General features: G+C 59.9%; 21 protein-coding genes. 4 read left to right on the plus strand and 17 right to left on the minus strand.

Features of this window, described 5'->3' with window-relative positions; all coding sequences use genetic code 11:
- Positions 1 to 38 precede the first annotated feature (38 nt).
- Positions 39 to 278, minus strand: a complete 240-nt coding sequence (locus V8P77_RS00005; RefSeq protein ID WP_131714492.1) for a DUF6894 family protein — start codon at positions 276 to 278, stop codon at positions 39 to 41.
- Between the two features lie 224 nt (positions 279 to 502).
- Here V8P77_RS00005 and V8P77_RS00010 point away from each other — a divergent pair, with 224 nt between their 5' ends.
- Positions 503 to 751, plus strand: a complete 249-nt coding sequence (locus V8P77_RS00010) for a hypothetical protein (protein WP_335910694.1) — start codon at positions 503 to 505, stop codon at positions 749 to 751.
- Between the two features lie 291 nt (positions 752 to 1,042).
- Here V8P77_RS00010 and V8P77_RS00015 read toward each other — a convergent pair whose 3' ends face one another.
- From V8P77_RS00015 to V8P77_RS00045, 7 genes are all read right to left on the minus strand, one after another.
- Positions 1,043 to 1,258: a hypothetical protein gene (locus V8P77_RS00015; protein WP_335910086.1), complete on the minus strand. Its 216-nt coding sequence runs from the start codon at positions 1,256 to 1,258 to the stop codon at positions 1,043 to 1,045.
- A gap of 211 nt (positions 1,259 to 1,469) precedes the next feature.
- Positions 1,470 to 1,901, minus strand: a complete 432-nt coding sequence (locus V8P77_RS00020) for a CBS domain-containing protein (RefSeq protein ID WP_335910087.1) — start codon at positions 1,899 to 1,901, stop codon at positions 1,470 to 1,472.
- A gap of 127 nt (positions 1,902 to 2,028) precedes the next feature.
- Positions 2,029 to 4,011, minus strand: coding sequence for a protein-L-isoaspartate(D-aspartate) O-methyltransferase (locus V8P77_RS00025; RefSeq protein WP_335910088.1), 1,983 nt, complete (start codon positions 4,009 to 4,011; stop codon positions 2,029 to 2,031).
- A gap of 299 nt (positions 4,012 to 4,310) precedes the next feature.
- Positions 4,311 to 4,796, minus strand: coding sequence for a DUF305 domain-containing protein (locus V8P77_RS00030; protein ID WP_335910089.1), 486 nt, complete (start codon positions 4,794 to 4,796; stop codon positions 4,311 to 4,313).
- Between the two features lie 211 nt (positions 4,797 to 5,007).
- Positions 5,008 to 5,433, minus strand: a complete 426-nt coding sequence (locus V8P77_RS00035; RefSeq protein ID WP_151520079.1) for a GNAT family N-acetyltransferase — start codon at positions 5,431 to 5,433, stop codon at positions 5,008 to 5,010.
- A 321-nt stretch (positions 5,434 to 5,754) separates the two neighbouring features.
- Complete coding sequence (locus V8P77_RS00040) at positions 5,755 to 5,994, minus strand: hypothetical protein (RefSeq protein WP_335910090.1); 240 nt, start codon at positions 5,992 to 5,994, stop codon at positions 5,755 to 5,757.
- 151 nt (positions 5,995 to 6,145) lie between these two features.
- Positions 6,146 to 6,646 (minus strand): YciE/YciF ferroxidase family protein, encoded by a 501-nt coding sequence (locus V8P77_RS00045; RefSeq protein ID WP_335910091.1) that lies wholly within the window; start codon positions 6,644 to 6,646, stop codon positions 6,146 to 6,148.
- 412 nt (positions 6,647 to 7,058) lie between these two features.
- Here V8P77_RS00045 and V8P77_RS00050 point away from each other — a divergent pair, with 412 nt between their 5' ends.
- A complete protein-coding gene (locus V8P77_RS00050) occupies positions 7,059 to 7,586 on the plus strand; it encodes a sigma-70 family RNA polymerase sigma factor (protein WP_335910092.1) in 528 nt (175 codons plus the stop codon).
- Positions 7,587 to 7,773: 187 nt separating this feature from the next.
- A complete protein-coding gene (locus V8P77_RS00055) occupies positions 7,774 to 8,574 on the plus strand; it encodes an SDR family NAD(P)-dependent oxidoreductase (protein ID WP_335910093.1) in 801 nt (266 codons plus the stop codon).
- Positions 8,575 to 8,617: 43 nt separating this feature from the next.
- Here V8P77_RS00055 and V8P77_RS00060 read toward each other — a convergent pair whose 3' ends face one another.
- Positions 8,618 to 9,718: a flavodoxin family protein gene (locus tag V8P77_RS00060; protein ID WP_335910094.1), complete on the minus strand. Its 1,101-nt coding sequence runs from the start codon at positions 9,716 to 9,718 to the stop codon at positions 8,618 to 8,620.
- Positions 9,719 to 9,885: 167 nt separating this feature from the next.
- On the opposite strand from V8P77_RS00060, the gene V8P77_RS00065 reads away from it, so the two are divergent.
- Complete coding sequence (locus V8P77_RS00065) at positions 9,886 to 11,283, plus strand: cytochrome P450 (RefSeq protein WP_335910095.1); 1,398 nt, start codon at positions 9,886 to 9,888, stop codon at positions 11,281 to 11,283.
- Between the two features lie 42 nt (positions 11,284 to 11,325).
- On the opposite strand, the gene V8P77_RS00070 is transcribed toward V8P77_RS00065, so the two are convergent.
- From V8P77_RS00070 to V8P77_RS00105, 8 genes are read right to left on the minus strand one after another with little or no spacing between them, the layout of a single operon-like run.
- The gene (locus tag V8P77_RS00070; RefSeq protein ID WP_131665395.1) at positions 11,326 to 12,090 is read right to left on the minus strand and encodes a TIGR04290 family methyltransferase; all 765 of its coding nucleotides are present in this window, start codon (positions 12,088 to 12,090) and stop codon (positions 11,326 to 11,328) included.
- A 32-nt stretch (positions 12,091 to 12,122) separates the two neighbouring features.
- Positions 12,123 to 13,178 carry a UDP-glucuronic acid decarboxylase family protein gene (locus V8P77_RS00075; RefSeq protein ID WP_335910098.1) on the minus strand — a complete coding sequence of 352 codons (1,056 nt, stop codon included), beginning with the start codon at positions 13,176 to 13,178 and terminating at the stop codon, positions 12,123 to 12,125.
- A gap of 10 nt (positions 13,179 to 13,188) precedes the next feature.
- Positions 13,189 to 14,307 (minus strand): CgeB family protein, encoded by a 1,119-nt coding sequence (locus V8P77_RS00080; RefSeq protein WP_335910099.1) that lies wholly within the window; start codon positions 14,305 to 14,307, stop codon positions 13,189 to 13,191.
- Positions 14,304 to 15,392, minus strand: a complete 1,089-nt coding sequence (locus V8P77_RS00085) for a CgeB family protein (RefSeq protein ID WP_077977129.1) — start codon at positions 15,390 to 15,392, stop codon at positions 14,304 to 14,306. The genes V8P77_RS00080 and V8P77_RS00085 overlap by 4 nt, the downstream gene beginning before the upstream one ends.
- Positions 15,389 to 16,519 carry a CgeB family protein gene (locus tag V8P77_RS00090; RefSeq protein ID WP_131665396.1) on the minus strand — a complete coding sequence of 377 codons (1,131 nt, stop codon included), beginning with the start codon at positions 16,517 to 16,519 and terminating at the stop codon, positions 15,389 to 15,391. The genes V8P77_RS00085 and V8P77_RS00090 overlap by 4 nt, the downstream gene beginning before the upstream one ends.
- Positions 16,516 to 17,595 (minus strand): glycosyltransferase family 4 protein, encoded by a 1,080-nt coding sequence (locus tag V8P77_RS00095; RefSeq protein WP_131661768.1) that lies wholly within the window; start codon positions 17,593 to 17,595, stop codon positions 16,516 to 16,518. Before V8P77_RS00095 ends, V8P77_RS00090 begins: the two co-directional genes overlap by 4 nt.
- Before the next feature lie 23 nt (positions 17,596 to 17,618).
- Positions 17,619 to 19,661: an NAD-dependent epimerase/dehydratase family protein gene (locus V8P77_RS00100; protein WP_221944931.1), complete on the minus strand. Its 2,043-nt coding sequence runs from the start codon at positions 19,659 to 19,661 to the stop codon at positions 17,619 to 17,621.
- Positions 19,658 to 20,764 carry an NAD-dependent epimerase/dehydratase family protein gene (locus tag V8P77_RS00105; RefSeq protein ID WP_335910100.1) on the minus strand — a complete coding sequence of 369 codons (1,107 nt, stop codon included), beginning with the start codon at positions 20,762 to 20,764 and terminating at the stop codon, positions 19,658 to 19,660. The genes V8P77_RS00100 and V8P77_RS00105 overlap by 4 nt, the downstream gene beginning before the upstream one ends.
- Between the last annotated feature and the right edge of the window lie 35 nt (positions 20,765 to 20,799).

Consider the following 20,799-nt stretch of genomic DNA (forward strand, 5'->3'; position numbering starts at 1 on the left):
CGAAAAGTTGCTGGGTCTTCCGCTCCGCGCCAGGTAGATCAGCCCATTCGCTTAACCGCTTCCGAAAAAGGCAACACGAGCAGGATATCGCCTGTTTCGTTTCTGATCTCGACGCTTCTTGACGCAATGTCATATCCAAGCAGCACGGCACTGCTCATCAATGCACGCGCATCACGCACCGCTTCCATGCGAGCGGCATCCAAATCAGGAAGCTCGGTTCCTTCCCAGTCGTCGAGCGATCCTGCTTCAGACAGAATGTTGAAGTAGAAGCGTGGCATTCGAAATCCTTCAAAGCCCGGCACGGCCGGCAGGATAGCCTGTGCATTTTGCCTTTCCGTCGCGCTCAAAGCAACAGCATCGGCAACGCGTTCGCCACTGTGTCATGTCATCGCCGGCAATTGTGCGTAACCGCACTGACGGTTGGCCTTGGAAGATTGATGCACTACGGTTTTCTTATCGCGATCCGGGTGAGCTGTTGCGACGCTCAAGGAGGATGATTGATATGACGGAGTTAAATCTCTCACTCCAGATAGAAGACGTGAATGTGCTTTCGGATGCTGTTCGGACCTGGTACCGGCATAACCACGCCACGCCAACGGAACAATCAACACAGCTGCTTTGCAGCGCGGCGGTCGACCTCTATAATCAAGGACACAGGACGCGCGAGGAACTGATAACGCTGCTGATCATGAAGTTTGATAGCCTTCACTCACTGGACGTTAACGCGCTGACGTCCACGTCTCACCACTAGTGATATCGGTCTCCTCTCCTGGAGCGACTTCGGAGGGTGAAAAGGCGCTCTTATCGGATATTGGAGAACATCTAACTGCTGCAATCCCTCATTTCATTGTTCGATCAAGACATCGAACTCGTCACCGCAGCGGTTCGGCGATGGTGTACAGAGAACCACTGTGAGATCGATAGGCAGAAGGCCGCCGCGCCCTGACCCTTGCCATCGACCTCGTTCAGTACTCCACACATGTCCGTTCGTTTTTGGCGACCCGGCGGTTGGAAGGCAAAGTGCACGCGAGCAACTCGACGATCAGGCTGGATCACGGTTGGCGCCGTGATCTCGAAGCTGCTCAGTTTCGACGCGCTTGCTGTCCAGCCCACGCTCCTTCGAATGACGCGCCTTATCGCGGTTGGATAGGACGGCATTTTCGGGAACGTCACGGGCGTTCAGATCGGTCATGGCACCTGAACCGTCACCTTTGCCCGAGCGGCCCGGGCCTACATTCTTTGGGACTTGCTTGACCATGTGATTTCTCCTTTTAAAGCGTTTGCCGGGAATTATTTGTTTGTCCTGCCCTGTTGGCGCGGGTTCACGCCACCTTGAGGTGTCGTATCGTTCGCGACATCGCCTCCGACGGTATTCTCACCCTGGAGTTCGGCATCCTCGGGTGGCGTCTTGCCTCCGTCCACAGTCTCCTTGTGTCCATTGTCGTCTAAGTCCTCAAGCAGATTGTCTTTCAGGTCTGCGAATGCTCGCCACCGGGACGGGAAATGGCTGCGAGCGCCGGTCCTGCCGAACCGTCCGTCGCTGATACCGCCACATCGCCGAGCGAGAGAACGCCGACTAGCCGCTTGTCCCTGTTGAGGACGGGTAGACGGCGGATCTGGAGATCGCCAAAGTTGCCGAGCACGCTGTCGATGTCATCATCCTCGAAGCAATAGTTCACCTCTCGAGACATGACCTCGCCGATCTTCGTATCGGGTCCCATTCCCTTTGCGATCGCGCGAACCGCGATGTCGCGATCTGTCAACATTCCCACCAGGCGATCGTTTTCGCCGACTGGCACCACGCCCGCATCGAGCTCTGCCATAGTTGTAGCGGCATCACGGATCGTCTGCTCGGGATTGGCGATGTGAACGTCGCGGGTCATCGCTGCACTGACTTGCATGACGCGTCCTCCTCTGTGAAAGGACTCCAACTTCGCCAGCACGGAAATGTTCCAGGCCTAATTAAAAGCGGCTTCCGGCCTTCAAGCAGTTAAGGTCCGGCTCGTTCTCAGATGGAGGTGAGGCCGATCATAATCCGAAGGGATAGGTCTCATCGCCGCCGCCGGCGGCCATTGCCGGATCTTCGAGGGGTGTGACCGTGTGTGTCTCGTCCAGCCAGACGAATGCGTCATACTGGCGGGGCATCGACGTTTGCATGTAATGACTAAGCCGCTCGGATTCCGGTCGATAGATCACACCGATGAACCGCTGAAGCCGATCGTCGACAAGTTCCGCGTGAAGTTCCTTACTTCTATCGAAATCGAGGAGGAAACGCTCCTTGCCCGTTTCGTGGCACAGGCGTTCATAGCTGCCGGCGAGAGATGGCTTGATTTTCTTGATCTCGGCCGGACCATCCCAGTTGCTAGCGGCCAGGACCTCGCCGGAATTCGTGCCGAAGCCGATCAGGCTGGTTGATCCATCGAAGCGCTGGCGGCAGAGCTGACCAAGATTAAGTTCGTCGCGACCGGCGGCCATTTCGGTGAAGCGGGCATCGCCGATATGGGAGTTGTGCGCCCAGACGATGATCTTGGCGTCAGGCCCGTGAAAATCCACCAGATGCTCGATCGTCTCCGCCATATAAGTATCGCGAAGGTTCCACGCCTCGGGACCACCATAATACATGGTGCGATAGTAACGTTCTGCCGCGGCGAGCAATCGGGCCGACTGGGCGGCATCCAGGAACTCGTCTCCGTCGGTAGCCGCCGCTTCCAGCGATCGCTCCAGCAAGTCCTTGCATTGCTGGAGCACCGCGTCCTCGCAGGATCGGTGAGCGTCGGTCAGAACGGCTCGGCCATAGGTGGCGGGGTTGTTCTGCCAGGGACTGAGGCAACCATATCGTTCACGAGCGGCTGCGGCTGCGTGCGGATCGACACCGTCGAGGAAGTCGAGGACGGCCCGGATCGAGCCCGACATGTTATAGAGATCGAGCCCGTAAAAGCGGATTGGCTCGTTGCGCGAAGAGCCGCGAGCGCTGTTTTCTGCCTGCATCCAGGAAACGAAGTCGGAGAACTCCCTATTTCTCCACATCCAGGAGGGGAAGCGCTGAAACGGAGGATCACCACTCGCACGTCGTCCATTGATTATTCTGTTGATTGCGGCGGCATCGGGCCAGTCGGCTTCGACAGCGATCAGATTGAAGCCGTGGTTCTCGATAAGGTATCGGCTGACGGCTGCTCGCGCGCGGTAAAACTCCGAAGTTCCGTGTGTCGACTCGCCGAGAAGAACGATGCGGCTCCTTGCGAATCGATCGAAGAGCGTTGTGAAGCTCCGATCGTCAATCGATAGGAACTCTTCCGCGGCGTTCGCGATCAGGTCTTTCGGCGTCCTGGCCTGCGGCGCGGGCGTTGTCGGCGTGTACATCGGATGCCTTGCCGTCCAGGCGTCTTCTCCAATCAGCGGAACGAACATGACGCCGCCAAGGTCTTCCTCCTCGAATTGGGAAACGCCGGTTCGCGTGATACGCTTGAGCCGCTGCGGCTCGCCTTCGCCAACCGGAATGACAAGCCGTCCGCCAAGATCCAACTGCTCCTTCAGCGAAGACGGCACCTCCGGCACACCAGCCGATACGATGATGGCATCGAAAGGCGCGGCCTTGATCCAGCCCTTGCTGCCATCGCCGATACGCACATCGATATTGCGGTAACCGAGCTTTTCGAAACGCCGTTTTGCCTGGTTTGCCAGGGGTTCGTGCCGCTCCACGGTGTAAACATGCCTGGCGATACGGCTGACGAGAGCTGCCGCATAGCCCGAACCGGTCCCGATCTCCAGCACATTGTCGCCGGCGTCGAGATCGGCTTTCTCGATCATCAACGCGACAATGTAGGGTTGGGAGATCGTCTGGCCTTGGCCGATCGCAAGAGGTGCATCCTCATAGGCAAATTCTTCAAATCCCGGATCGACGAACAATTCTCGCGGAACGGTTCGCATCGCCATCGTAACGCTGCGGTCGTTGATGCCACGGCGGATGACATGCTGTTCCACCATTCGGTCACGGCTCTGGGCCCAAGTCATGGTCGGCTCCTATGATCGATTTCGAGTGTATCGAATCCGAACTTTTAGGGGATGCGCAGGTTCCATCGCTGGCGAATACAGGAGAACACTTCCCATCGGCCGGCGTTCGGTTTTATCGATTGGCGCGACGATCGGTCTTCGCCGCCGTGTGATCCCGGAGACAATACAGGAAGCAAAGTGGAACTCATCCATGACGGAAGAACGCTCGAAGGTACGTCAGCAAAGCGGACGCCTTCTGCCGATCGGAAGCAGTTTCATGACGGGCTGCGGATCACCGTGTGGCGCCGTACTGAAGGCGATCAGTCGAGATCGTTAAGGCGAGCTTGGATCGCATTCATCTGTTCGATCTCCTCGCGCTGGCCACGCGAAATTTTCGAGCATAGTGCAACGAGTTCCGGATCCTTCAGCGCCGCTTCTCCGCACATGAGAATTGCACCCGAATGATGGGGAATCATTGAGGCGATAAACTGCCTGTCGCCTATGAGAGCCTGCTTGCGCGTCCCTGCGAAGGCGACGGCGAGCAGGATCACCAGGCCGACATGTATGAGTGCGTTTAACCTCTTGTACATGCCGCCCATGGTCGCAAGCATGATAGTGCCCATCGGCGCAACCATCGTCAGCGCCATGTAGAGCATGTTGAGGTTATTCCGGAAGTCGCTCCATCCGTCGATCATTGAGAACATGACGAAGTACATGACGACGAGGCTGAGGAGTATGTTGACGGCGAACATTGCGTATGGATGCCTGCCCATGCCTTCATGTTCAGTATGGTCGCGATGTCGCATGACCGGCTTCCTTTGACCCTCAGATGCTGCACGATGGAAAATTTCCGCGGTGCATCGCTGGAAAAGAGATTTCGCTTAACTTTCCGGGCGCGGTTTGGTTCCCGGTCGCCGAAGTCGGTCTTCGGCGACCTCACGGCCATGGGCGGATGTCCCTCTCATACACATCAATTTCACCTGGCCTTGGCCCCGCGGCGCGACCCGGGGGGACTCGTTACAAGTGCTTTGACAGAAAGATACGAGCGTGCGCTGCAACTCCGAATTCTATCCGACCGAATTCTTGATAGCCTCGATGAACATAAAAACCCGGCGCCTGAAAGCTGCTCGTCTCAACAACAGCGCGGTGGCAGCCGCGCCTCTTGGCTTCCTCTTCCACAACAGCAAGAAGCCGCGCTCCATAGCCACTTCCGCGCAGGCGGTGCGGCAGAAAAAACATGTCGAGAAACAAGAGGCCCAGCTCAGTGCGGCCCCACAATCCACCCAAAACCTTTCCGGCAGGATCGTAAAGCTCCGCTCCGATTGGAGCGCGATCGTCAATTCCAGTTGCTTTCGTATTATACCGATAGAGCGCTACGGCGGCTCGTGCCTTTGCCTCTTGGCTGTGGGAAAGGTTGATTTTAAGATTGCCCGTTATAGACATCACGAATCCTTAAATGCCGACAGAAACCTTTTCAGACAGGGCTTCGCGTTATCGTTCCCAATCCAGGAATGCCAACTTAGGATGCGTCGTTAAATTACGACTCCGTTTTGGCGGTCTTGGGCTGATTGTATAGTTCCATTTGCCGTGGAAGGTGTGGTGGAAGATATTAATCGCGGCCATTTCGGCGTCGGAGATTTGATCCCGGCGGGATAGAGATTTTCATCGAGTTCGCAGCGATCACCGACACTGTCTACAAACAAACAGCAAAAAGGGGGAATCCACCAAATCCGATTTCCCGATTCAGAAATTTATCGATGCTTCCTAACCTCGTATCGATGCATGAAGCTGACCGCAGACCGTAAGGCTCTCGCGCATTGCCTTCACTCGCATTTCGGCATCTTCGAATGAGTAGGCCCAGATTTTGGCAGCCCAGACCGACGGACCCATCTTGTATTCGAGTGCGAACAGATAGATTGCCTGCCCGTCTTCGTCCTTTCTAACGAATTGAGCGTCGGGCCGTTCCCGCGTTTCGCGGAGCTTGTCAAAACTGATTACGCTCATATCGGAACTCATCCAACACTGAGGCATGATGCCTGTCGTCTACAGCTGGGCCTGCCGCCACTTCGTTCAGCGTCCACCGTTTTGGCTGCGAAACGCCAGATGATGAACGGCCGCCGCGCGGCGGCCGTGGAAGAGGCGAAGGCATCAGGAATCAGGCCGCTCGCTTTCCCTTGGCATTTGCTGAGGACTCGGCAATCTGCGTGAGCTTCTTGTCGGTCGCCTCTTCTTCCGCAAGCGTTGCCTGCAGCAGCGGCACGGCGTCCTTGAGCCCGAGTTGCTTTGCCCACGCGATCAACGTGCCATAGCGCGCGATCTCGTAGTGCTCCACGGCCTGTGCCGAAGAGATCAGTCCGGCATCCAGGGCAACCGCGCCCTTGAACTCCTCCATGATCTCATCAGCTTCGGCAATGATTCCCTGAATGGCTTCGCAGGTCTTGCCACGTGCCGGCTTGCCGATCATTTCAAAAACCTGTTCGAGACGTTCGACCTGGGCTTGGGTCTCGTCCCGATGTTGCAGAAAACCGGCCTTGCCTTCCTCCGACTGGGCGGCGCGGGCCATTTTCGGCAGCGCCTTCAGGATCTGTTTTTCGGCGTAGTAAATATCCTTGAGCGTGTCGAGGAACAGATCGTTCAGCGTCTTTTCGGTTGCCATTGAGTCCTCCTATGGCGTGTTGATGAGTTCTCGCTCGGTCGGACAGAGGCGGCGCCATCTCTGTCCGGCCAAGGACGAGACCGACTCAACGGGTTGCAGTCGGCGATAGATCAAACCATTGCCTACGTTTGTTGTTCCTGCCCTGCCTATCTTTTCACGAGATGTGGCCCGTTACACAACGGCGCTCGCCGGATAACGTGAATGTTATCAATGCTGTGCGGCATCGCGCAGGAACGATTTTTGCCGGATCGTCGTTTCGAGTTCGGTCGCCTTCCAGCGATTTCTTTGGGACGATCCGCCACCGCCTTCCGACATCTTCCTGCGTTCTGCTGCTTTGGAAGATTTTCGTCCGATATCGTACAGCAACAATTTAGATGTCCGGAACTTTCCTTTTCATCCCAGGAGAGAAAAAATGACGTCTCTATCTTCATCACGTCCCGCGTCGCATTGCCAAGAAGCATCCTCAATCGAGCTGGAGATTGTCGAACTGACACCGGCGTTGCACGCATTTGCCCGAAGATTCCTGCGTAGTGAGGACGACATCGATGATCTCGTGCAGGAAACGCTGCTGAAGGCGTTGAATTCGATCCAGCTCTACCATCCTGGCACCTCTCTCAAGTCCTGGCTCTTCACCATCCTTAGAAATACGTTCTGCAGCAACTATCGTCGGCGGAAGCGCGAGCCGGTCGGAATGGATGTGATCCTTGAACAAGTCGCGGTCGCCCCGAGCCAGGAGTGGGCGCTTCGCGAGCGTGAACTGCAACAGGCATTGACGCGCCTCTCCGACGACAGACGCCGTGCCCTGACGCTGGTGGCCGCCGGAACGAGCTATGAAGATGCCGCCAGGATCTGTGGCTGCCGGATCGGCACCTTGAAAAGCCGCGTCAGCCGCGCTCGGGAAACCTTGGTGTCGCTGCTTGGGGACCAGCTCATCGACTGATCACGCTTCGCCCCCGCAATCAACACCTATGGATATCGTCGGCCGCGCGTAGGTCGCAGCTGAACATACACACGCGTCCGCCGAGGCTCCCCGCATCGCACGTTGAAGGCCTAGCTCTTCGCCGGAACATATCGTCTCGTTCCCGGTTCGGTGGCTTCAGTTTTTTCCGAGGTTTAGGAGAAGAAACATGGACAGGAATGAATTTGGCAAAGGTCTTGCGGTGGTCACTGGCGCCTCCACCGGCATTGGCTATGAACTCGCCAAATGCGCCGCCCGGGAAGGCTATGATCTGATCATCGCCGCCGACGAGACACGCATCCAGCAGGCAGCGGCGAGCCTCAAAGAGTTTGGCACTTCGGTCGAGGCGATCGAAACCGACCTTTCCACCGAAGACGGCGTCGACCGGCTGATGGAAACCATCGAAGCTTCCGGACGTTCGGTCGATCTACTGATGGCGAATGCCGGGCGCGGTCTCGGCAAGGGTTTCCTCGACCAGGATTTTGCGGAAGCCAGGAAAGTCATCGATACAAACATCGTCGGGACCATCTATCTTGTCCAGCAGGTCGGCAATCTGATGCGCAGCCGCGGCGAGGGTCGCATTCTGCTGACTGGCTCCATCGCCGGTTTCATGCCAGGTTCCTATCAGGCCGTCTACAACGGCACGAAAGCCTTTATCAACAGCTTCTCCTTCGCGCTGCGCGAGGAATTGAAAGAGACTGGCGTGACCGTCAGCTGCCTGATGCCCGGCGCGACCGATACCGAATTTTTCCAGCGTGCCGATCTCATGGATACCTCCGTCGGACAGGCCAAGAAAGATGATCCGGCTGACGTCGCCAAGATCGGCTTCGATGCCATGATGGACGGTGAAGGGGATGTCGTCAGCGGCTGGAAGAATAAGCTGCAGGCAGCCGTCGCCAATGTGACGCCGGCAAGCATTCTTGCTCACCAGCATGCCAAAATGGCTGAACCAGGTTCAGGCAAGGAGTAGATTGCCCTGACGCGTCGATCCGGACGAGATCGGCAATCACCGTCTACTTTTCGCGCGGCTGCTTCAATCGTCTTCCGGCCGCGACCATCTTGCCGTTGCGTTGCGACGTGATGCCTTCCAACAGCGTTCGGGCGGCATTGCGCACCTCTTCCTGAAAGGCTTTATCTCTTTCGAAAGCATCGTGGCTGGTGGCGTAGGGCTCCCAATAACCGATGTAACGTTCGACCTCGGCCAAGGCGCCGGCCAGGATGAGGTCCATTGACGTCAGCCAATTCGAGACGCTGCGCCGGACATTCTCGACCCCTTCGGTATCGCCGTGGACGACGACCGAAAACAGGCGGCCGGAGAGATGGCGCGGATAGTCCCATCCCTGCATCTCAAGCGCCTTGGCCTCCTTGGCATGTTTGCCATGCGTGCTTGTCGGATCCGGGTTGCCGCCGTCGGCGCAGACGAGCCGGTCGATCATCAGTTTCAGCGGCGAGGGCGTCTGGTACCAGTTCACCGGGCTGACGATCATGATGCCATGTGCCTCGACCCACATCGGATAGATGTCGTTCATCCAATCGTGGATCTGTCCGAGAGAGTAGTTCGGGTAGCAGGAGCACGGCCAGTGACAGAGTGCGGCCGATGTCGAGAAGCACGCCTTGCACGGATGGATCTGTCGGCCGTATTCGGAAGCGATGCGGCTGAGGTCGAGGATATTGACCATGACGCCGGCGGCGGCAAACACCTCCTTTGCGATTTCGACCATCCGAAAACTTTTGGAAAGCTCGCCCGGACAGGTATGTTCGCTTCGTGACGAACCATTGATGAGGAGGACGCGCAATGGCGCGGTTTCGTCCTCGAAGCGCGCTTGCGCAGCGCGGATTTCGTCTCTCGCCGCGAGCCAATCGACGGCGAGATCATAGTCGGGATCGGCAAAGCCCGGTCCAGCCTTCCTGGTTATCGGGCTCTTTCGCGAATGGGCGTAAGCATCCCAGGCAGCCGCGGCGACTTTGCCGAGTTCGTCTTCCAAAGTCTCATACGCCCGGTCCTTGAACTGGCTCAGGAAACGCTTCTTGAATTCGCTCTCGTCGAGGCGAGGGCTCGGGCTGCCTTTTCGCGGTTCGAGGTCAGGGGTGGTTGCGGCTGGTTCATCAGGCATGGGACCTCCATTCATGCGCTCGAAACGCGGTGAGCCGGCTTCTGTTCCGCTGCCTCCAAGTTGCATCGTCTATCGAGGATCGGTGTTCAGGCCGGAACAATCGGCCGTTGTCCTGGTTCGGAAATAGCGCTGATCGGATATCCCATGCAGCAAGGGGCTTCGGGATCATGAATTCTCGCAACCAAGCCGTCTTTTCGAACGCAAGACCCGCCGGCTTCGTCCGGATAAATCGTGCCAGCTGGATCGACACATTGCGTGTGGTTGCGGCTGTCATGGTTCCGACGGCTGCCAAAGGTGTCATCATTCGCCGCCCGATCATGGAACGCCTGGCACAGCGGCAGGATCTGGACACCGGTGCTGTCAGGCAGATGCAGCGGCTGGTGAAGAAATATGGCAGGGCGCCTCTGCTGTTGCCTATCCCATTCCGGCCGCAGTTGCTGGTGCTCGACCCTGCCGACGTCTCGACGGTGCTCGAGTGTTCACCCCAGCCATTTGCCACGGCAACCTGGGAGAAACGCGCCGCTCTTGCGCATTTCGAACCGAAAAACGTGCTGATCTCACCTGCCTCGCGGCGGGCCGAGCTTCGGCCGATCCATGAACACGCTTTGGCAAGCGCGGACCGGCTGCATCCCTCTTCGGCCCGCTTCAAGACGATCGTCGATTCCGAACTCCTGGAGATTTTGGACGGCATCGGTTCCGGCGGGCCGAACGAACTCGATTGGTCTGCGTTCTCGCAAGCCTGGTTCCGGATTGTCCGCCGCACCGTACTCGGCGATCGCGCGCGCAACGACGTCACTTTGACGAAGACCTTGAACGACCTTCGAAGCCGGGCGAATTGGGCTTTTGCAGCTTCCATCGATCGGCACAAGCTTCGGCAGTTTCAGCAGCAGCTGGGTCAATATCTGCGCCAGCCGGAGGAGGGCAGCCTGATTGGTCGACTGCCGAAAGGCAGCGATTTCGATTTGGAAAGCCAGGTGGCCCAATGGCTGTTTGCCTTCGACGCCGGCGGGATTGCTGTTTTCCGGACGCTTGCGCTGCTTGCTTGCCATCCGAGCTACTGGGACAAAGCCGTTGACGAAGTTAAAGATCCCGAACTTGAGCGTCCCTTCACACGCAATTGCCTGCTCGAGGCTCTGCGTCTCTGGCCGACGACACCCGTCATTCTCAGAGAGCTGACCGAGGATATCAGATCCGGCGACAGGACCGTGGCGCGCGGCACGGGCGTCATTATCTTCGCACCCTTCTTTCATCGAGACCCCGAGCTGGCTTATGCCAACCGGATGGAACCGAGTATCTGGGGGCCCAACGACACCCTGCCGACAGTCGGATTCGTACCTTTCAGCGCCGGTGCTGCCATTTGTCCAGCCCACAATCTCGTACCGACGATTGCCAGCCTCGCCATCGGTGCGCTGTTGTCGCAGGCAGATATCACGCTGCTTCAGCCATCTCTGACAGTCGGCGACCTGCCCGGCACCCTCAACCACTTCGATATTCGGCTACGGCTGAGCAAGCGGCCGGTTGAAGCCCGTGCACCGCATGCTGCGGCAGGCTTTCCGCCTTATTGAAATCCAATGCTTCCCGCAGCTGTGGCCCGACGAACGAGTCTTTCAAGGCGCGGCCACCCGGGGCGGCTCCTCAACCGCATAATGGCGTTGGCCTCGTCGGCACAGATAGACCTCGCGTTCCGGATGATCGTCGATTCGAAAGCCGGCGCTGCGCAGCATCGCCTCGACCGCCGCCTGGTTGGGAATGAACCAGTTTGTCGGATCGGACGCGTAGCGTTCCTCGACAAAGAAAAGCTTCGGATATTCCGGCTGGTCGAAGATGCTCCATTCGGAAAAGTCGTAATCTTCCCTGAGGTCGGGAATGCGCTCGTCGCCGCGCTGGAGGCACTGGAACAGCATCATGTCGCCGACAGCGTGTTCATAAAGAAGATCCAGCGCCAGCAGGGGGTGGCGCAGGTGATAGAGCACGCCCATGAAGATCACCAGATCGAATTTCTCGCCTAGTCGAGCGACGTCATAGACCGACATCTGCCGGAACTCGATTTCGGCTTGCAATTGTTCCGCCGCGAAGCGGGCCTGCGCCAGGTAGCGCGGGTCGGAATCGATGCCGACGACACGGGCGGCGTTGCGGCGTTTCATCTCAAGGGCATAGAAGCCGGCGTTGCAGCCGACGTCGAGCACGCTGAGGCCGCTGAGATCGGCCGGCAGCACATGCTGAAACCCTTTCCACTTGAAGGTGGGATAGTCTCCGAGGAAATGATCGGCCGCTGTCATGTGGCCGCCGATGTTCAAATTCTGAAACCACGGCCCGAGTTCCTGAATCCGCTTTTGCAGTTCCTGATCTCTTGTCGGCTGTGCGGCATCCATCTGGCTCTCCTTCGTCGTTCATCGCTCACATGTCAGACGCCGATCGCAGTGCGTCCGGCTTTTGCACCTTGCCTCCAGTTCGAGCGCCGCGTGACCTTCGCGCCGTCGAAGCCGCCGTCAGGACGGGCCGCGGCGATGAACCAATCGGCGGTCAGGCGCAGACCTTCGGCAAGCGGGATCGTCGGCTGCCAGCCGAGAAGGTCTTTTGCCCGCGAAATGTCGGGCCGTCTGCGCTGCGGGTCGTCTTGCGGCAGCGGCCTGTGGACGACGACCGATGTCGACGGCATCATGGCCAGCACCATGTCGACCAGCTGGTTGATCGTGAATTCGCCGGGATTGCCGAGATTGACCGGGACGCCCGGATTGGGATCGACATCCATCAGCGCTATCAATCCTGCGACGAGGTCGCTGACGAAGCAGAAGGAACGCGTCTGGTCGCCGCTTCCAAAAATCGTCAGCGGCGCGCCTGATATGGCTTGCACCAGCAGATTGGAGATGATCCGCCCGTCGCTCGGCTGCATACGCGGCCCATAGGTGTTGAAGATGCGGGCAACACGTGCGTCCACCTTGCCGGCCCGCAGCATATCGAAGCAAAGCGCTTCCGCCGCCCGCTTGCCTTCGTCGTAACAGGCGCGCGGACCTGTGCAGCTGACATTGCCACGGTAGTCCTCCGTCTGCGGATGCTCGACCGGATCGCCATAGACCTCGCTCGTCGACGCCTGCAGGAGCGAGGCGCGATGCTGTTCGCCCAACGAAAGCAGATTGCCGGTGCCGGCAACGCAGGTCATCATCGTATGCACCGGGTCTGCCTGATATTGTGGGGGAGATGCCGCACAGGCGAGGTTGTAGATCTGGTCCAAAGGCTCTTCGAGGCTGAAGAGATGGCAGATGTCCTTTTCGATCAAACGGAACTTCGGATGGTTGATCAACGGCCGGACATTGTCCTCCGATCCGGTGATATAGCTGTCGACACAGATCACCCGGTCGCCGCGGGCCAGCAGCGCATCGCATAAATGCGAACCGACGAAACCGGCTCCTCCGGCGACAAGCACAGTCTTCACTCTTCCGTTTCGCGTCCTCTGCAGCATCATGCGTCTCCTAGGCTGAAATGGATTGAGGCTGGGGGCGACTGTCGTTCACCCCATCTTCTGGCAGTTCTCGCAAGGCGGCGGCGAGTTCACGAGCCCGCACCTCGCCGGTATGGCGCTCAAGCACCGTCGCCCTGGCGGCCGATGCCAGCGCACGACGCCCCTCGGGAGAGATTTTCGTCAGGGCGTCGATCACATGATCCGATCCTTTGGCGATGATGATCGCCTGACCGTCGGCAAAGAGTTCTTCCAGCCCGCGCCAGTCGTCGCTGATGATCGGCGTGCCGCAGGCAGCGGCCTCGAACAGCCGCACGCTGGGTGACCAGCCCGCGGCAATCATGTCGCTTCGCGTGACGTTGAGCGTAAAACGCTGCCGGCTGTAGAAGCTCGGATGATCGGCAGGTGGCAGGTGCTCGATCCGCTCGACATTTGCCGGCCAGTCGATATCCCCGGGATATTGAGGACCGGCAACTACGAAGCTCAGATGCGGCAGCTGCCTGGCAGGCTCGACCAGCAGCCGCTCCAGCGTTGGCTGCCGGTCGGAACTGTAGGTGCCGAGATAGCCGAAATCCCAGCGGAACGGCTCGCCCGTTGCCTGATATCGACTCGCATCGACGGAGCAGTAGAGAGCGATCGCCTTGCGCGCGCCGTATCGACGTTCGAGCCGCGCCAACACCTCTCCGCCCGAAAACGAGAAGCAGGCGTCGAAGGTCGCAAGCTGTCGGCGCGCCAGATATTCCTCGTCGCCACGGTCGAGTTTCGCCAGTGTGACCGGGGTGTCGATGTCGTAAAAGCACAGCCGTCGTGGCTTAAGGGCGGCGATCCTGTCGATAACGGAGACGCCGGATGGGACATATGACCCTATGATCACGGCGTCCGCCGCCTTGATCCGATCGGCATGGTTTTCGATCATCTCATCGATGTCGCTGTAGTGGACGAGCTGGCAGAAGCCGGGATCCGGAAGATCTCGATGCGCTGCGTACCAGGGCACGTCGCGCTCCAGGAACAGCACCCGGTGCCCCTCAGCGTGCAAGCCGCCGATGAGGGCGCGATAGGTCGTTGCGTGACCGTTGCCCCAGGACGACGACAAGGAGAGGCCGAGGATGACGATATCGAGCGGACCGGTCATTCGGCAGCCTCCGCTCGCGTGGCCCGGGCGCGGAAGATGGCATTGGCGGTCTCGGCGCGATTGCTATAGGTATGTTCGGCAAGCACGCGTCTCAGCGCCCGCTGTCCGATCGCCCTGGCCTGCTGCCATGTCAGACCGGCCAAAAGATCGGCGACATCCTGGCCGTCGCGCGCCACCAGGATTTCGTCGCCGGGCTTGAGAAACAGGTCGATGCCCTGCCAATAGTCGGTGATCAGGCAGGCGCCTGCGCCGGCCGCTTCGAAAACGCGGGTTGCCGGCGAAAAGCCATTTTCCGCCATGCTTGCACGCGAGATATTGAGCACCGCTTTCGGCGTCGCGTTGAAAGCGTTGTGGTCGCGGGTCGGGACATGCCCGATGTGAACGATGTTCGACGACAACGCTTTGTCACTCCAGCCGGACCCGCCGAGCAGAAACTTTTGCTGCGGCAGGCGTGCAGCCGGTTCGAGGAAAAATTGCTCGACCCGCGCTTCACGATCGGGCAGACGATTGCCGAGAAAGACTAGATCTGCGGTGAACCGCGCCTCTTCCTGCACCGGATGATGGGTTTCAGGATCGAGCGCGTTATAGATCGGCACACAGTCGGCTGCACCGAGGCTGCGATAGGCGTCGACCACGGGATTGCCGCCGCCATAGGTAAGGATGAGGTCTATCCGGCTCAAGGATTTGCGAAGCGGGTGCTCAGGGCTCTGCCGCAGCTCTGAGAGCGTTGCCGGCGCATCCACATCCCAAAAGATTTTCAGAGCCCGTTGTCTGGCGTGGCGAAGAACTTCCTGCAGCAGGAGATCGTCCTCGAAACCGACGCCGCTGGCTTTGACGACGATATCGGCCTCGGCCGCAGCCGCCGTCACCTCCTTCAGCGCCTCGATTGTGCCTTGGTAGACGACGACCTTGCACCATTCCGGCGGATCGATATCGCGGTTTTTCTGCCGGTCGTAGACGTCGGGCTCGTAGAAGGTGATGTCATAGCCCTTCTGCGCCAGAGCGCGCAGCAGGCCGCGATAATAAGTAGCGGCACCGTTCCAATAGGCGGAAACCAGGCTTGATCCGTAAAAGGCGATTTTCATTCGGCAGCCTCCTTGGCTGGCAGCTGCCCGACGACGCCCGCCGTGCCGCATTGCTCCAGAATCGAGAAGAGTTCATCGACGCGATGCCGGCAGGTATGCCGCGCGCGGATCGTCTCGAGACCCGATGTGATCAGCGCAGCCGCGAGAGCATCGTCCGTCATCACCTCGCGCAGCAGGCGCGTCATCTCCCGGCCATTCTCGGCGACGAGATAATCCTTGCCCGGCCTGAAAAGCGCCTCGGCATCGTGCCAGGGTGCTGAGATCAGCGGGATGCCGCAGGCCAACGCTTCGAAGACACGGATCGTCGGAATGCCGGGTAGGTTTTCGACATAGGGGCGCCGCGGGATATGCACGGTCGCTTTGTGGCCTGCGAAAGCGAGCGGCGCCTCTGCATTGGCGATCCAGCCGCCATAGACGATGTCTGCATCTTCGAGAGCATCGAGCGCCTGTTGAGGGTAACGCACACCGCGAACGGTCGTCTTCAACCGGAGCTCACGCGCGGGGCGGACGAGGAATTCCATCAGCTCGGTGGAGCGCTCGTCGTCACCCCAATTGCCGATCCAGATGAGATCGCCGGTCTTTTCGATCTCCGGCCTCGGATAAAACAGCGCGTCGTCGGCCGCCTCATGCCAGGTAAAGACCGATCTGCCCCAACCGGCCTGCAGATAGCGCTGCCGTAGCGTCTCGCCGAAGGCGAGCACGCCGTCATAATCTTCAAGCGTCAGTCCGGCGATATCGCCTTTTGCCGACACGGCCCGGTGATGTGTGTCGTGGAACAACAGGGTGAAATCGGCGCCGCTGCGCCGGGCTCGGCCGATCCGTTCCACCAGCGCCGGTTCCGTCCATTCGTGGACGACAACGACGTCGGCCTCGGCGATCGCCGCTTCGTGATCGAAATGCGGTCCGTAAATTTGCGAACGGAGCTGCGGGAACAGGTCGTGAAATTTCTCGACCGCCCTCGGCCCTTGATCGCTGAGCAGGTTGCTGCGGCTCCAGGATTCCTCGGGTTCGAGCGCCAGCGCCTCGTGATGGCGGCGGGTCAGCTCGCGCATGATGCCGCGCAGGAAGTGGGCGTTGCCATGGTTCCAGTCGGAAACCAGCGAATGGGTGTAAAATAGGAATTTCATGATTGCTCCGCCGCTACCGGGGTAAATTTGTCGTTCAGCAGCTGCGCATAGGTTTCGAGCACCGCTGCCGCCTGCCGTTCCAAACTGAAGGCTCGCGAGCGCTCCAGCGATCGCACCACGAGTTCGCCGCGCAATTGCTCGTCTTCGCTGAGGCGCATGCACACTGCTGCCAGGGACTGGGGATCATGCGGATCGAAGAACAGCGCGCATCCGTCCCATAACTCGCGATAGGTCGGGATATCGGACAGCACCAGAGCCGCGCCGCATCGCGCCGCCTCCAGGGCGGTCAGGCCGAAAGGCTCGTAAACGGATGGCGATACGACGATTTGCGCGCGCTGCATCAGGGCGATGGTCTTCGGATAGGACAGCGGTCCGCGATCGTCGGCGTCATTGAGCTGCAGTCGCTGTCCGTTGGGACCTGCGCAAGAACCTGCCATGACGACGGGCAGAGGCATCGCCGCTGCCGCCCTGTCGAGCACCGCGCCGTTTTTGCCCTCGTCCCACCAGCGCCCGGCCGCGAAGACGAAAATCTTCTTCGGACGCGGATCGGATCCGACGCGGCTGGCGTTGTGGACCACCTTCAGTCCGGAGAGTGGACCGTAGGCGGCTTGCAGTGCGTCCGCATGGCTCAGGCTCGGCGATAGTACCGCATCGGCGCGGTCGAAGCCCTCACGGTTTGCCTCGCGCTGCCAGACCCAGTCCGGCGGCACCGGCGTCCCGCGCACCGCGGCAAACCACGTGACGACGCAGGAATGGGAAACCGCGACAACGGGCAGCGGCGTATCGATGCCGGCGGCGTGGGACGGCAGGTTGAGATGCAGCAGATCGACGCGATAGTCTCTGGCGATCCGGGAGATTTCGGCGGGCGCGGCTGATATTTCGGCGCTGCTCGCCGCCATCCAGTCGAGAGGGGCATCGAGCCACACCAGCTGTCCCAGCGCTTTCGCCTCTGCGGTCTGCGTTGCCGACGGTGCGGGTCCGAGGCCTGCAAAGACGATTTCCATCCCCTGGTACCGAAACCCGGCGGCGAGATCCATCGCATAACGCCAGACGCCGCCAACCGCATCGAGGGTCATCAATATCCGGTTTCGTCGACGAATCATGCCGAGACCTTTCGATCGCGGCGCGGGATCGGCCGGCCGCCGAAACGGTTTTCGATGAGCCACTCGGCCAGATGCTGCAGTCCGCTTTCCCAGCCGACACGCGCGCTCCAGCCAAGCGTGTGCTGGAGCGCGCGGGTGTCTGCGACGAAGAAATACTGGTCGCCGGCTCGCCAGTCGTCGAAGGAGGTCTCGACCGGGCGCCCAATCAGCTTGCCGATCTCGCGCAGGACTGCGAGCACGCTGACGGCATTCGCCGGACCGCCTCCGAGGTTGAAGACGCGGCCCTTGATCCCGTCAATGCCATCGAGGACGCTGCGATAGGCGGCAATCGCATCCGCGACGTGCAGAACATCCCGGACCTGCTTGCCGTCGCCGTAGATCGACACGGGCTCTCCGGCGAGCGCCCGGATCAGGAAATGCGCCACCCAGCCCTGGTCCTCGGTGCCGAACTGGCGTGGGCCATAGATGCAGCTCATGCGCAGCACGGCCGTCGGGATGCCGAAGGATTTCGCATAATCCAGCACATATTGGTCGGCCACGCCTTTCGAGCAGCCATAGGGGGTGCAGAAATCGAGCGGCCTGTCTTCGCCGATTCCGTATGACCGGATGGTCGCGTCGACCGGCAGGTAGCGATCCTCGGCCTCACGCATGGCAATGTCATCGAGCCCGCCATAGACTTTGTTGGTGCTGGCAAAGATCACCGGAGCCTGGCGGCCGGCCTTGCGCACCGATTCCAGCACGTTGATCGTGCCGCGCGCATTGGCCTCGAAGTCGTCGATCGGATGGATGAGGCTCGTCGTGACCGCTGTCTGGGCGGCGAAATGAAAGACCGCCTTGGCGTCGGCAAAGGCTGCTTCGATGCTTCTCGCGTCGCGCACGTCGGCAAGCACCGGATGTACGTTTGAGCCATGTCTTTCGGTCAGCCAGCCGAGATTCTGATCGACGCCCGGCCGGCCGAGATTGTCGAGCACGACAACGTCTTCACCGTCCTGAAGGTAGCTGTCGGCAAGGTTGGAGCCGATGAAGCCGCAGCCTCCGGTGATGACGATCGGGGCGGCTCCCTTGGCGACGTTGGGGGTGGCGAGCCGGGCGACCTGCTCGAGCCGTTCGACGCCGCCTTCCATCAGCAGGCGCGCGAGCAGCTTCGGCTGGTTCTCATGGGTGACGGCACCGAGATGGTAATGCCGGGGGTCGAACCAGAGGCCTTCCTGCACCGGCACATCCGGCGGCACATCCCGCCAGGAATACCAATACATCCGGTCGGCCGGCACGCTCAGAGCCTTCACGAAACGCCGTGCCTGTTCCATCTCGTCGTTACGCCAGGTCGAATAACCGGTTTCGGTAATCCAGATCTCGGCCTTGTCGTTGAAACGGCCGATAATTTTCCGCATCTCGCCGAGATGCATGTCCCAGCCGCCCCAGGTGCCTTCCTCACTGTCCCATGTGCCGGGGAACCCGTGGAAGCCGACGGCATCGACGACGCCGAGCACGCCGCGCTCGCCCATCAGGTTGAGCCAATAGGGATCAAAGGGGCATGGTCCGCCGAGCACCGGCCGCCAGCCGCGATGTTTGGCCCAATAGGCGGCGGCGCCGACCATCTCGCAAAACAGCAGAAAGTCCTTGTCTTCGCGCCAGTCCCAGTCGAGCAGGTTGTTGGGCTCGTTCCACAATTCGATGTGACTGAAATACCGACCGTATCGGCTGAGCACGTGGTCGACGAAGTCGGCATAGGATTTGAGATCGGCCGGTGCGCCGGAAGACCGTCCTGTCCGGGATAAGGACGGCGGCGTGTAGTGAATGCAGGGCAGAAGATCGATCTCGCGCCCAAGCTTCGGGATCAGCCAATCAAACCATGCTTCGCCTCCTGGAGCGAGATATTCGGCCCATGAGAGATGCGTGCGCAAGTAGCTGGCGCCGCTTATACCGACATCTGCGATCGTCTGCGACGTCCGCTCGTATTCGCCCGGGCGGAACCACTCGACAAAGCCATAGGATCTCGAGGACGTGCCGGTCCCGGCCGACAATGCGGATTTTGTCATGATACCAGCCCTCTTTCCTCCAACTGCCGTTTCATCTCCGCGCCGCGATCGATCGCTCCGGCATGTCTCACCCAATCGGCGAAAGGTCCGAGCGCGTTTTCCAGCTTGAAGCGCGGCTCGAAGCCGAGCAGCTCGCGCGCCTTTGCGATGTCGGCAAAACAGTTGCGGATATCGCCGGAGCGCGCCTTGTTCATGATCTCGGGCCGTATTTCCGGCACGCCCATCGCATCGGCGAGAAGCGTTGCGACCTCAGCGATCGTGTAGGCTTGGCCGCTGCCGATATTGATCACATGTCCCGGAGCGTTGGGTTTTTCGAGCGCCAGGCGGAAGGCGCGCGCAACGTCGCGTACATGCACGAAATCCCGTCGCTGCTCGCCGTCCTCGAAGATCATCGGCGGCTGGCCATTGGCGAGCCTCGAGGCGAAGTTCGCCAAGACGCCGGTATAGGGGTTGGACAAAGCCTGGCCGGCGCCGAATACGTTGAAGAGACGGAGCGCCACCGCCTCGATGCCATAGGCTTCGCCAAAAATCAGGACCTGTTTTTCCTGCGCATATTTGGTCAACGCATAGATCGAGGCGAGATCGACGGGCTTTTCCTCATCCGTCGCAACCGGCCTCAGGATTTTGCCGTCAGCGCCGCGCAGGTTCCATCGGCCGGCCTTGATCTGGTCGCCGCGTCGCCTGACCAGATCAAGCTGCGCACCGTCGGCGGTTTCATAGCGGCCCTCGCCATAGACACTCATGGACGAGGCGACGACAACGCGTTTGAGCCGGCGACCGATCATCGCCTCCAGAAGAACGGCCGTGCCGAGATCATTGCCGCCGACATATCGGGCGATCTCGTACATCGACTGCCCGACGCCGACCTCCGCAGCGAGATGGATGACGCCATCGGCACCCAACAAAGCCCGTTCGACCGCGGTCTTATCCCTGACGTCGCCGCGCATGAATTCGGCAGCCTCGGGCAGCGCTGTTTCAGCATCGCCGTGAACCTGATCGATCAACGCATCGAGGACCCGCACCTCATAGCCGTTGTCGAGAAGCTCCTCGACGACATGTCTTCCGATGAAGCCGCAGCCGCCGGTTACAAGGATCATCGCCATCTGATTTCCGTCCGCTCAAGTTGAAGATGACCTGC

The organism is Rhizobium aouanii (assembly GCF_037002925.1).
In the GTDB taxonomy this organism is placed as follows: Bacteria; Pseudomonadota; Alphaproteobacteria; order Rhizobiales; family Rhizobiaceae; genus Rhizobium; species Rhizobium aouanii.